At 67.7% G+C, this 986-nt stretch carries 1 protein-coding gene and 1 pseudogene; both read right to left on the minus strand.

The features are described 5' to 3' along the window. The coding region (locus tag DU475_RS23850; RefSeq protein ID WP_205524534.1) for a translation initiation factor IF-2 associated domain-containing protein at positions 1-519 on the minus strand (519 nt) is incomplete at its 3' end. After that, positions 512-986 (minus strand): annotated as a pseudogene (locus DU475_RS23855) (RNA-binding protein); the annotation flags it as partial. The pseudogene DU475_RS23855 and the gene DU475_RS23850, both read right to left, overlap by 8 nt.

A 986-nucleotide genomic window follows, 5' to 3' on the forward strand; every position in this document is an offset into this window, starting at 1 on the left:
CTTCTTGGCCTCGGTCTCGGCCTTGCGCTTGGCTTCCTCTTCGTGGCGATGGCGCTCTTCCTCGGCCTTGCGGCGGGCCTCGGCGGCCTCGCGCTCGGCGCGGTCGATCTTTTCCTGCTCGGCGCGGCGCTGCGCCTCGATCTCGGCCTGCTTGCGCTCCTCGATCTCGCGCACGCGGGCGTCGGCCAGCGCGGTGGCGCGAGCGGTGCGCTCGTCCTCGGTCAGGGTTCGCAGCACCATGCCGCTGCGCGACTGTTGCGGCGCCGGACGCGACTGCTGCTGCCGGCTCGGGGCAGCCGGCGCCGGTGCGGGCTTCTTCGCCACTTCGGGCGCCGCCGGCGCTGCGGCCGGCTCGTCGCCGCCGATGCGTCGCTTGCCGCGCTTTTCGACCACCACCTGCTTGCTACGGCCGTGGCTGAGGCTCTGGCGCACGCCGCCCTGCTCGACGCGCGGCTTCAGCGTCAAGGTCTTGGTCGGCATCGTCAGAGTCTTGTCGCCAGGAGTTTTCGTATCAACCATTCAGTCGTCCCAATCCTTCAACGTCGTGCGCGTTCGCACGAACTTCGTCAGCAGCTCTTTCGTCAGCGGCGTCGTCAGCAACGTCTTTCGGCGTGTTGATCGGCGTTCCCGCAATAGCCGCAGTGGCATCGCCGTCATCCGCCAGCCGGTATCGGACCAGAATCTGGCAGCGCGACAGGAATGTTTGTCCGGCCGAGCCCGCAAGCACGGCAGCATGTATCACATTTGACCGCCCCAATGCCAAATCCAATTCTTCGGATGTGAGCGCGGTGAGACGAGGAAAATCGCGGCTTGCGGCGGTCTCTCCGTCGATTTGCCGACAAAGCCCGTCCAGCTTGCGGATTCCGTCCGCAGCGCCGTCGGCAGCGTGGATCAGGGCGACCGCCTCGCGGTTCTTCAGCGCGGTCCCGACCTTGCCGAAGCCGCCGCCCACCTGGCCGGCCTTGGCCGTGATTGCCAGCGCCACC

Source organism: Rhodopseudomonas sp. WA056 (genome assembly GCF_010906995.1).
GTDB lineage: Bacteria > Pseudomonadota > Alphaproteobacteria > Rhizobiales > Xanthobacteraceae > Rhodopseudomonas > Rhodopseudomonas palustris_G.